Below are 11,682 nucleotides of genomic sequence, written 5' to 3'. Positions count from 1 at the left end.
ACCTAGTTGAATGGTATATTAAGAAATTCAATGTTCATAATCTATTTGAACTATCAGAAATTTATACAGGAAAGAAAAACAGATACTATGTAAAAAAAATATTAGAAGCACTTGAATTTTTAAAAGATGAGCAACCAAAAAATAGACATCATCTAACATAATATTCACGCTGCGGACATTCGTCCTGGGTCCGGCATTCGCCGGACACTCGACATACGTCGAGTCGTGAATACAGGAACGTTATGTGTAACTCCCAAAGGCGATTAAAAAAATTTTCAAACCGAGGTGAATCCTCATTTCTTTCCAACTTTTTTCTTTCTTTAAGATCTATCGACTCAAGCAAGAACTGCAAATTCTGAAGCCTATATTTGAGATCATGACGGATCAGAAAGAGATTTTTATCAATCACTGGGAAGCCCGATCAGAATCTTATCTTTCACTGCGCGAACCAGCTATTCGCGAAGTTTGGGAGTATACGAAAGAAAGATTGACTGAATTGAGAGCGTATTTAAATACGATTAAGGAAAATAGAAGGACAGATGCAATCCTAGGTTTTTATAGGGAGCATGTTGAACTTCTTTCGAAAGATTATCAAAGAGAAATAAAGGAATACCCAGGGAACTACATGTATTTTTACAACGAACTGCTTTTAGGATCGGAAAGATATTTGACAATCAAAAATGAATTGAAGAATTTAGGTTGTAAAGTCAAGGAAGAAGGGAGCAACACATAACATAATATTCAAGTTGCGGACATTCGTCCTTGGTCCGGCATTCGCCGGACACTCAGCATACGCTGAGTCGTGAATACGGGAACGTTATGTGTAACTTCTGAAGGGCAGATTTAAGAGCGATTTAGAAGCTGATAATTGCTGAAGATCTGATGAGATCGACGAAGCGAATTCGGAACCGAAGCACGCCCGGCAGTGAGTAGAGCAAACGAAGCAGATTCGGAATCGAAGCACGCCCGGCGGTGAGTAAAACAGACGAAGCAGATTCGGAATCGAAGCACGCTCGGCGGTGAGTAAAGCAGACGAAGTGGACTCGGAACCGGAGTATGCCCGGCGATGAAGGAACCTTTGAGGGTAACGCAAGAAGACAGAAGCAACACATAACATAATATTCACGCTGCGGACATTCGTCCTGGGTCCGGCATACGCCGGACACTCGACATGCGTCGAGTCGTGAATACAGGAACGTTAAGCGCAACTTTTGTAAATAATTAACAATATTTTTTGGTCTTAAAATTCTAATATAATTTAGATAAGGGGAAATAAAAAATGAGCATTAACTATGGTGAGGAGTTAGCCTACTGGTATTTAAGGCTAAATGGATTCTTTACTGTCAATAATTTTGTATTGCATCATGATGAAGAACATCGTACTTCTGATGCTGACATTTTAGCGGTACGATTTCCATACGTATATGAACAAACTGGTGGTCAAGAAAATGATTGGGATATTCAACCATTTATGAAGGTTGAAGAAGACGTAATTGTAGGATTGATTTGTGAAGTAAAAACAGGGCCAAATTATAGAGCAGAGGAGTTATTTAAAAGACAAAATCTTTATAGAGCTTTAGGACGATTTGGATTTTTAGAAAATTCAAATCTATGTGTTGATGAATTGAATGATAAATCATATTTAAAAATGAAAAAATATAAAATACATAAAGTTCTTATATCAGACAAAAAGGAACTTCCCACAGATAAATATCATCATATTAATTTAACTGATATTAAAATGTTTATTGAGCAACGTGTGCACCAATATAACTATAGAAAATTCCCTGATAGAATGTTTTTTCAATCTCCAATTTTACAATACATCATATGGGAGCAGAAATTAAAAGAAAGATAATCTGTATAAGAAATATATCATGAAAGAATTTGAACGAATATTAAATTATATAGGTGAATGTAACTCGAGAAGACAGAAGCAACGCTTAACATAATATTCACGCTACGGGCATACGCCCTTGGCCCGGCATTCGCCAGACACTCGACATACGTCGAGTCGTGAATACAGGAACGTTAGGCAAAACTACTTGATAATAACTAGGAGGTTGAAGTATGGAAGAAATAATAAAAGAGACATTAAAAAAGATGAATCCTAAACTGACATTTGATATTGATACTGAATCAGAAATCGTTAGCATTATTGATCCGAGATGGGATGATGAAATAGAATTCTCATTCGATAATTCAAATTTAAATGACCTTTTTGAGGAAGTAGAAATTTTTTTATCTAGTCAATACATGCCTATTAATGGATGCTATAGAGAAAACTATTTTGAGGTTTTAGTAGATATTAAAAATATGATTTTAGGAAATGGATTGGAGGAAGTTGATCTTTCAGGTGAAAAATCAAATGAACAGAAGATACATTATGAGATAAGTGCGTACTCTGAAGAACTTAGAAAGTTGATTAATTTGAATCAAAAATATACAACGTTTTTAGAAAAAGGATGGTACTCCAGTTTAAAGATTTATAATTTAAATAAAAATTTGAACTTTGATATAAACGATTCTGAAAATATAGAAATCATGTTATTTATTGCAAAATCTATTTTGTTCGAACTGTCCTATAAGCATTCTGTAGAACTTCGAATAATTGACTTGCCAGAATCTGATGAGAATAGTGCTGATGATATAATATATGAACAAACAGAAGCATTAAATTCAATAGCTAATACGGTAGTTAAAATAACTTATGATAACGAGATGCTGGACTATTACTATAGAGCTATGATCATGAATGACAATGAATTCAAATACTTAGCCTTTTATCAGATCTTAGAATGTATTTTTGATGAAGTGTATCAATATGAACTTGTTCAAGATGTGAAGCAAATTTTGAATTCTAATTGGTTTTCGACGCATAATGAAGAGCATATTTCAAAAATGATCAAATTAGTAGATCAATATAATAATAAAAAAACAGATATAGAAAAATTAAGAATGGTACTCGAAAGATACTTTAAAGGTGATATACATGATAATGCATTCATTTTGGTCAATCACGAAGTAATAAGTGAATTAAAAAATCTTAATATTATTTCAAAAGAAGAAGAGATAAAAAATATATCGTTAATTGCGAAACATTTATTTGATTTCAGATGTGAATGTACTCATTCTAACAGGAAATTCCCAACGAAAAACAAAGTTTCTTTCGATAAAACTAAATCAGAGTTAGATAGTTATATTCAATTGATAAAGATGATTTCATCAAGGGTTATTTGCAACTACAAAGTTAAAGAAGTATGAAATATTGGTGATCTCATTCAAGAATATTCGAGGAGAAGTACTTTCGCCTAACATAATATTCAAGCTGCGGACATTCGTCCTGGGTCTGGCATTCGCCAGACACTCGACATACGTCGAGTCGTGAATACAGGAACGTTATACGAAATATCGGAAACATAAAAATTATAGATAATAAATAAAGTTAAGGAGGGATTAAATTGAAATATACATTTATAACAATTCTGCACAATCTCAAATTCGAGAGCGTTAAGAATAAAGGAGTTGAATTTTTTCCCAGAGCTCGTTTCTCTAATAGAACAGCAGTAATACAAGAATTATTAAATTCTGATTTAGTTAAATATAATGTTGGTGTTCATTCAATAGATGAATTTGAAGGAGTAGTCTATTGTTATGTTAAAAATGAAATAGAGCATATAAAAACTAAAGAAGATATGGATCAAGTGGGTTCTAACCTGACATTTCACCTTTTGAGAATTGTACAAAGTTTTCTTACAGAACTTTGGGAAGTCAAAGATAATAATATTTATGTTAGAGACGGTTTTCTAATTGCGTATGAGAATGATATTGAAAATGGATTTACTTATAAAGCCTCTTTATCAGCAATTTTTAGTAAATATACTTTATGTAATGATAAAACATTGTATAAAGATAGTGAATTAAGTGTAGCTATTGAGAAATTCAAAAACAACGAAAAAGAAAATTTATTTAATGAAAATACCGATTATAAAATTCCTACTGATGAAATATTTTTTAAAAATAAAAAGTCAACTAGAATAGACCGCGCACATTATTTTGTTTTATCTGCTAGAGGTAGTTCTATTTTCCCTATGAAAATAGTTTATTATTGCACAGCATTAGAATGTTTGTTTTCAACTGCAAAAACTGAAATGAATTATAGAATTGCTGAAAGAGTCGCATTGATGTTAGGGAATAATAAATCTGACAAAAGGAAATACTTTGATCTTATTAAGAAAACTTATGATGTCAGATCAACCATAGTTCACGGATCAAGCTTGAAGGGTAACAGTGAAGAATTAAAAAATATATCTGAAGGTCTAGATCAAGCGTTAAGGGAATTACTAACTACCCAAAACGATATCTTTGATAAAGAGGAAAAGGATATGGAAAAGTATTTTCTTGATTTGGTATTTGATAATAAATTCAAAGGAGACTGATCCTTCGTATAACATAATATTCACGCTGAGGACATACGTCCTTGATCCGGCGTTCGCCGGACACTCGACATACGTCGAGTCGTAAATACAGGAACGTTATGTGTAACTTTTGGAGTGAGAATTTAAACGCAATTTAAAAGGCGAGGCTGGCTGAAGATCTAGATAGACGAAGAAAGCAGAATTGAAATAAAAGGTGCAGGGCGATGAAGTACATCTTTGAAAGTAACGAAGGACGACAGAAAGAAGCACTGCATAATATCATATATAATGTTCACGATCCAACAAGCGTCGGATCGTAAACATAGAAACGTTATCGAAAATCTTTGAAGATATTAATTATCATACTTTCTTTTCAAATCGTGAACTCCACTACTTGCAGTAAAACTATTGTCTGCGATTACTTGTAGTATAAATTCCTTGTTAACTTGTTTAAGATTATTCCACTTGGTCATCCAAATTTCATAAGACTCCCATGAATAACCCAATGAATCTTTTCCCATATTGATTAAACAATGACGAATTACCTCTTTAAATCGCTTAGTGTCAAAACTATTAAAATCAAGAACTGTACCTAAATATATAAGCCACTCAGTTATATGTGGATATTGATCCCACGCATGAAGCTCTTTACAAAATTCTGTTTTTCTTTCCAATACTTTTAGGAGATATGTTTGAAAATCAGAATCTTCTGGCTCGATACCGACTACTGATGCTCTTAAGATTAATCTATGAAGAAAACCTTTTGTTTTTAATGCCACATCTGAATAATCACTTTCACCGTTAATGATTTTATGCAGTGTAGGAGCCTTATCAACAATAGTCCTTTTCGCATGAGGATATTCTTTTGAGACACTATTTAATAATTTGGAAACACTACATTTTTCTATTACATCAATTCCAAAAGTGTGTAGATAATATCTCTTAAATATTTTATCGATACTATCTCTACTAACATAATAAGTATCACTTATTTTATATGATAAGTTCTTTGTACTATGTACTTCATTTAATATATTATTCAAGTTGAAGTCACCAAGAGAGTATCCCAGAATAACGACAGTTGATTCTTGTATTAGTGTATAGAGTTTTCTTGCTAGGTAACTTTCCTTATGTTGGAACTTAAAATAATCATTCATTGTCAGTATAATCGAAGAAGGTTTCATGATTGCTCCATGAATATGATAAATGTTTATACCATTGTTTATTTTTGCTAACGTAGCAACATCAATTACAACTCTTCTGTTTTCTTCAAGTACATAATCACTCAATAAGTTATCGTAATTAGTTGTCACAATATTTATGCTAGGATGTTTAACTAAAAATGCACGTAATTCGCTAACTTTGTCTTGATTAATAGTGTTTTCATTAATTTTTTCTTCAAGAATTAACTTTATTTCTTCTCGAATATCTTTTTTCTGATTCGTATATTCTAGTTCCAAAATTTGCGCGCAAACAGTAAGTTCCATTTTGCAAGAGAGCATTTCATCATCATCTTTATAAAAAAGATCTTTTAATACTTTTTGATCTTCTAGTCGCGTAGCACAATCTATTAGTAATTCTAACCAACTAGGAGCTTTCCCATCTGTTAGATGTTTGCTGAGACCAGTGCCCACGAAAAGAGTAAGTGAATTTGTGGCTAATGAAGTAGCAATATCAAGGTAACTCAAAATTATCCCCCATTTACGTTATTATTGAATCTAAAAGTATATTCGCCATAATGAAAAAAATTCCTTTTTGTGTGACATAAGAAATCACATACTTCCAATATCATAGCGACCACTCTAAATAGCATATGCTCCTTAGTTGTAAAATTTATATTCACAGAAGAGACTCAGAACCCAAGCACTCTTGGCGAGAGTAAAGCAGAAGAAATAGATTAGAAATCGAAAGATATAAGTCGACGAGTGAATTTGTAAAAGTAACTCAGGAAGACAGAAGCAACACATAACAAAATATTCATGCTGCGGGCATACACCCTTGGTCTGGCATTCGCCAGACACTCGACATACGTCGAGTCGTGAATACAACAACGTTGATTTGAAAGAAGGAGAATACCCATGAAGGATATTATTGAAAGCATTGGAGATCTATCAAACTGGAACAAGTATGAACCGCAAATACAACGTTGCAGCAATTATGCTGGCTCAATTTCCTTTAAGGTTTTGAGATGAATATACAAAAAATTCAGACTTATATAGACCTAACAGTTGCTAATTGGGAAAACACTTCTATGGCAGATACTCTTAGAGAAATTGTTCGCAGTCAAAAACAATATGAGAACGATTATGCTGAAGTACATCAATTGATAGAAATTTTTAAATCAGATGAAGAATCTGATTTTATTATTATCATCAATATTTCTCGCGATTTAGATAATCCAGGAGAATTAATTGGATAAAAATTTTAAAAATAAGACTCATTTTGTCTTTGAATCATGAAAACCGCTCCAATCTTTTTCTTCAAGCCTGTCTCAAATTGTTCTAGGTTTCAGGCAGATCCTAAATTGATTTGAGAGTTAATTCAATGAGTAATCAAACTTCTGATAACATAATATTCATGCTGAGTCGTGAATACAGGAACGTCATATGAAATCCCTAAGTTCAAATATTTCGATGTAAACCTATTTGTTGTAAGATGGAAGCAATCCATTATGGAAGCGAGGTCATAGCTTGATACCTCCTTATGTTATAGATCTCTAGGTACGTTACTCTGTACCTTAACAGGTAAATATAAAGTAAGTACCGGGGATCTTATTGTTCGATAACGATGAAGTTGAAGCATGGGAATTGGAACAGTTTAACAAGTATTTGGATGCGCAAATCAGGTACAAAAGAGATTTCGACCCTCGAATCAAGAAACTCAATGAATTTCGAAATCACAGAAGAACGAAGTGTTTTTATAATCACGAAGTTAAATCTATTCGAGAGCTCACTCAAAGAAGATTTAGAATGAAATTCAAGAACAACATTGACAATGAAGTCTATTTTAAGCCAGTACCTCATGATTATCGGACCAATGGATGGTTGTCTTTTTAAGAAGGGAAGGAGAGAAGAAATTCTCTCTTTCTTTTTTTTGAAAATTGATTACAACCCAGGCAGTGAGGGATCAGATAACGCTGTATTCACCCTGCGAGGCTAAGCGGCCCAGCCACCCAGCGACTCTTCGCCTTAAGCCTCTCGTGTTCATGAATACGGGAACGTTATAGAAAGTCTATGCGAAGTCAATTTAGGAGGGACCAAATAAGATGAACAAGAAACTATTAGACCAGTTTGAACGTTTTAATGAATTTGTAAAATCAATAGATGATGTGACTTGGCAAAAGCCGATCGCTGCTGGAAAGTGGACGGTGAAGGAAGTCGTGACGCATTTATGGAATTGGGATACATACACTTTAAATACAATGCTTCCGCACATAAAAGATCAAGTGAAACTCCCGGGGTTCGTCGATCATGATACTCATAACTTAAAAGCGATCGAGAAGGCTAAAGAATTCACAGACAGAGAAAGTATGATCAAAACCTTTATTGAAACTCGAACCGACTTAGTCAACCAATTCCGTGAGGTAGAACATTCAGAAATTCACTTTTTTATAGGCAATGACAAACGACCTTATACCTATGAAAGATATCTAAAAATATTCGTGCATCATGATGAACATCATAAGAAGCAAATCGAAAACCTATTGGCGTGATTCATAGAAGACATGGACTGCGTACAACCTAGTATTCACGCTTCGGGCATACACTTGTGGTCCGGCATGCGTAGGATTTTGAATGATGGAGGTAAAAAGATATGGGCGGTTCGAATCAATGGGATGCAGAATGGGAAGTATCGGAAGAATTAGCGCACCAATTAATAAGCAATCAGTTTCCGCAGTTGGCTTCAAAACGCATACAAAAGCTAGGCCACGGTTGGGACAATACGGTTTATCTTGTCGGGACCGAATATGTATTCCGATTTCCGAGAAGAGAAGTTGCGATTCATTCTTTAACGACAGAGAAAAAGATACTGCCCAAGCTTAAAGAGTATTGTTCGATTGAATATTCGCTGCCTTTATTTTTTGGGGAAGGTAAATATGGTTATCCGGCACCCTTTTTGGGCTACTCTTATTTATCTGGCGAATTTCCGATCGGATTGACGGACGAGCAGCGTGCTGTTTCGGCGACAAAGCTTGCTGTATTTCTAAAAAACTTACATGCATTCCCCGTGCGGATCGCCGAAGAAAACGGAGTTCGACATGATCATCGAAATCTGACCGATATTGCGCTGCGTAAAGAAAAGATGCATCAATTCCTTTCGAACATTTCCTCTCATTTAAGCGAAGAAGAGTACTTGGCTTTATCAAATTATCTAAAAGGGCTTACAACTAAAAAAGTGAAGCAAAAGCATACATTCCTTCATGGTGACCTTCATTTCAAAAATATGCTGGTGGATAAGGGCGGAACAGTTTCAGGCATTATCGACTGGGGAGACATTAACATTGGCCATCCTGCTTGCGACCTGAATGTCGTGTACAGCTTTTTGCCTCCGGATGCGCGTTCAACCTTTTTCGACGCATATGGGGAAGTTGATGAAGAAACGAAGCTGTTAGCACGATTGATGGCTATATATATCCCTATTTTGATCATGATGCAGGCGATTGATCTTAATGATCTAAGGTCGATCGATGAAGCAAAGGCAACCATAAAACGTGCGCTCGCTGATTAAGATGTGTCGTTTTGCTACATAAAAAATCAAATTCTTGAGGAGCGTGTGTAATGGGAGCATGGGGGTACGGTATTTTTGAGAACGACGAGACAATGGATTGGGCAACAGAATTGATCAATGAAAAAGGAATTGAGTTTCTTCAAAACACTATCACTCAGGCTTTAGAAGAAGAATATATTGAATTAGAGGCAGCCTCAAGCGCACTTGGGGCTATCGAAGTATGGGCAGCTTTACATGGGAAACTTAGTCACGAAATCAAAGCTGAATTCGAACATAATGAAGATTTGGAGAAATGGATTAAAGAACATAGCGGAGCAGGTATACATATGAAAGACCTTGCAAAACAGGCTGTAAAAAGAATACTGGAGGAATCCGAATTAAAAGAATTATGGGAAGAGAGCGGAGAGTATCAGAAATGGGAACGTACAATAAAAGATTTGGAAAACAGAATCGAAGAGCTAAAATGAAAGTGTTTTGCTGCTATTGATCCGGCACAATCCCCGTATTCATTCCGAGACCCACTTGAATAGCCTGAACTTTTGTTGCGTCGATATCCAGGATTTCCGGTTTAGAAGGGCTGCAACCCAAGATAAGCAGAAAAAAAGAACAAGCTATACACAACTTCAGAAGCATCGATATCGCCTCGCTTTGTATAATGAACGTTATTTGAAAGAAACGAAAAAGTGAAAAGAAGAAGGGACAAAATCATGAAACTGATCTCGGACAAATGGAATTCCCGAAGGCTTACGATATCCAATTTAAAAGAAGATGAAATTCCGCGGGTGCAAGATCTTTATGAAACAAGTAAGTATATGAATCAGTGGGATGGTCAAAGCTACAATCCAGAGCATATAAAAGATTGTTTCTTCAAGGGCAACTTACCTCCAGACGGGAAAATAGAAAATTATAGAATACAAACAATTCGAAATCAAGAAGACCAAAAGATTATAGGAATATTGAGCGTCTATCATGGTTACCCGTCTACGGATTCCATATATCTTGAATTCCTGTATATCGATAAAGATATTCAAAAACAAGGCTTTGGACAAGAAGTAATCAATCAATTTATAGCAGTTACAGCAGCTTTGGGATATAAAGAAATTCGGATCAACGTAGCCTTAAAAAATTGGCCGGCTTTGAAGTTTTGGATTAAATCCGGATTTAATCATGCAAGCGGGATTTACGGTGATCTTGAATGTTCAGAAACGACTTATGCAAATTTAGAATTGATAAAGATATTGTGAGTCGTTCAGAATAATAGATTCTTTCATAAGGCAATGCTCTTCAGGTTCGACTTTACCGGAATCGTTTAAAACAGATGGAATCGGAAAAAGGTTCGGTAGAAAAGGAGGCGTTTGTTTGAGCAGAGGACATTCGAAGAAATGGAAAAAGTGGTCATTGGCGGTATTGGCCGTTTCGACTGCGACGGGCGGAACTTATACGCTGCCGCATGTCTTTGCTGCCGAAAAAGACGGACAAACGAGTCAATTGGCTCAACAGGCTTCGGCGGCGAGCGTGCAGGCGGAAGTCGTTGCGCCCGTCATCGCGGTCGATCCGAAAAAAGATTCGATCTCGGCTTCCCGCAAAGCTTTGATCAAGCTGGGAATGATGAATCTAAGCACGGCGGCGGCATCCGACCTGTATTCGTCGGAGAGCCTGCTTAGACAGTTGAAGCAAGCCCGGCATCGGGCCAATAAGGTTGCTTTTGATCCGAAAGCGTCTGCGGATCAAATATACTACGCTTCGCGCAGACTGGAGGCGTCGATCGACCGGTATAACAAAGGCACGGTCAGCAGCGCGGAGGTACTCGGTAAAATATTGAAGTACGAGAAAGCGTTCGTTTTGAACAGCAAAAACGAACATGCATTAAACGAGATTGAACGATTTGCTTTAAAAGGAATCAAAGAGGCGCAGGCCAAGCTTGCAGCCGACTCGACAGAGGCGGGCGTACAGGCCGCTTACAAGCATTTTTTGTCCATCAATGCAGACGCCAATGACCGGAAACCGATTGAATTACAGAAAAGTATCGACTTTTTGCAGCGGTATCAAGAAAATTACGCCGTCAAAATAGCAGATGCCGGGTCCAGCGCAAAAGAAGTCATGCTGCAGCGGGAAATTTACGAGAAAGCCGCAAAAGCGATGCAGTCCGCGATCGACGCCAAAGTAAGAAAAAACGAGATGACCGTCGCATCCGCGAACGTGATCAACGCCTACTGGGCTTTCTTGGAAGGCATGCGCCTATCAGATGATCTGAAGCAAGCCCGTCCGCTGCTGGATTCGCCGATCGGCAAAGAGGAGGGACAATATACCGCTTCGTCGCTCCGCGCACTCGAATACGCGATCAACAAAGCGGAGTCTTCGCTTAAACAATCGGAAATAGGGGAAGAGTTGGAACAGGCTCGGGAAAAGCTGGCCGTTGCGGTCACAACGTTCAAAGCAAGCCGAAATTGATTTTCTTGGGAAAAAAGCGCAGCGTACCAAAGATTTTTGAATCGTTCGTACGCTTTGGTGATTTTGTTTGTCGCTTTAGTCCGGC

The 11,682-nt window shown here is 36.5% G+C and carries 11 protein-coding genes; 10 read left to right on the top strand and 1 reads right to left on the bottom strand.

Going from position 1 to position 11,682, the window contains the following annotated elements:
- The first annotated feature begins 376 nt into the window (after positions 1 to 376).
- The 4 genes from SACSAC_RS23935 (at position 377) to SACSAC_RS23920 (ending at position 4,439) form a co-directional block, all read left to right on the top strand.
- Positions 377 to 733 (top strand): hypothetical protein, encoded by a 357-nt coding sequence (locus SACSAC_RS23935; RefSeq protein ID WP_037290945.1) that lies wholly within the window; start codon positions 377 to 379, stop codon positions 731 to 733.
- Between the two features lie 546 nt (positions 734 to 1,279).
- Positions 1,280 to 1,858 (top strand): hypothetical protein, encoded by a 579-nt coding sequence (locus SACSAC_RS23930; RefSeq protein WP_037290943.1) that lies wholly within the window; start codon positions 1,280 to 1,282, stop codon positions 1,856 to 1,858.
- 212 nt (positions 1,859 to 2,070) lie between these two features.
- Positions 2,071 to 3,264, top strand: coding sequence for a hypothetical protein (locus tag SACSAC_RS23925; protein WP_037290942.1), 1,194 nt, complete (start codon positions 2,071 to 2,073; stop codon positions 3,262 to 3,264).
- 197 nt (positions 3,265 to 3,461) lie between these two features.
- Positions 3,462 to 4,439: a HEPN domain-containing protein gene (locus SACSAC_RS23920; RefSeq protein WP_037290941.1), complete on the top strand. Its 978-nt coding sequence runs from the start codon at positions 3,462 to 3,464 to the stop codon at positions 4,437 to 4,439.
- 332 nt (positions 4,440 to 4,771) lie between these two features.
- On the opposite strand, the gene SACSAC_RS23915 is transcribed toward SACSAC_RS23920, so the two are convergent.
- Positions 4,772 to 6,106, bottom strand: a complete 1,335-nt coding sequence (locus SACSAC_RS23915; RefSeq protein ID WP_037290940.1) for an SIR2 family protein — start codon at positions 6,104 to 6,106, stop codon at positions 4,772 to 4,774.
- Between the two features lie 500 nt (positions 6,107 to 6,606).
- Here SACSAC_RS23915 and SACSAC_RS23910 point away from each other — a divergent pair, with 500 nt between their 5' ends.
- From SACSAC_RS23910 to SACSAC_RS23880, 6 genes are all read left to right on the top strand, one after another.
- Positions 6,607 to 6,837 carry a hypothetical protein gene (locus SACSAC_RS23910; RefSeq protein ID WP_037290939.1) on the top strand — a complete coding sequence of 77 codons (231 nt, stop codon included), beginning with the start codon at positions 6,607 to 6,609 and terminating at the stop codon, positions 6,835 to 6,837.
- Between the two features lie 846 nt (positions 6,838 to 7,683).
- Positions 7,684 to 8,130, top strand: a complete 447-nt coding sequence (locus SACSAC_RS23900) for a DinB family protein (RefSeq protein WP_037290938.1) — start codon at positions 7,684 to 7,686, stop codon at positions 8,128 to 8,130.
- A 101-nt stretch (positions 8,131 to 8,231) separates the two neighbouring features.
- Positions 8,232 to 9,146, top strand: coding sequence for a phosphotransferase (locus tag SACSAC_RS23895; protein ID WP_037290937.1), 915 nt, complete (start codon positions 8,232 to 8,234; stop codon positions 9,144 to 9,146).
- 50 nt (positions 9,147 to 9,196) lie between these two features.
- On the top strand, positions 9,197 to 9,613 hold the full coding sequence (locus SACSAC_RS23890; protein ID WP_037290936.1) for a DUF4259 domain-containing protein: 417 nt from the start codon (positions 9,197 to 9,199) through the stop codon (positions 9,611 to 9,613).
- 240 nt (positions 9,614 to 9,853) lie between these two features.
- The gene (locus tag SACSAC_RS23885) at positions 9,854 to 10,390 is read left to right on the top strand and encodes a GNAT family N-acetyltransferase (protein WP_037290933.1); all 537 of its coding nucleotides are present in this window, start codon (positions 9,854 to 9,856) and stop codon (positions 10,388 to 10,390) included.
- Positions 10,391 to 10,505: 115 nt separating this feature from the next.
- Positions 10,506 to 11,597, top strand: a complete 1,092-nt coding sequence (locus SACSAC_RS23880; protein WP_037290932.1) for a hypothetical protein — start codon at positions 10,506 to 10,508, stop codon at positions 11,595 to 11,597.
- The last annotated feature ends 85 nt before the right edge of the window (positions 11,598 to 11,682 follow it).

Source organism: Saccharibacillus sacchari DSM 19268 (assembly GCF_000585395.1).
In the GTDB taxonomy this organism is placed as follows: Bacteria; Bacillota; Bacilli; order Paenibacillales; family Paenibacillaceae; genus Saccharibacillus; species Saccharibacillus sacchari.
This window is presented reverse-complemented; position numbering and strand designations above follow the sequence as displayed.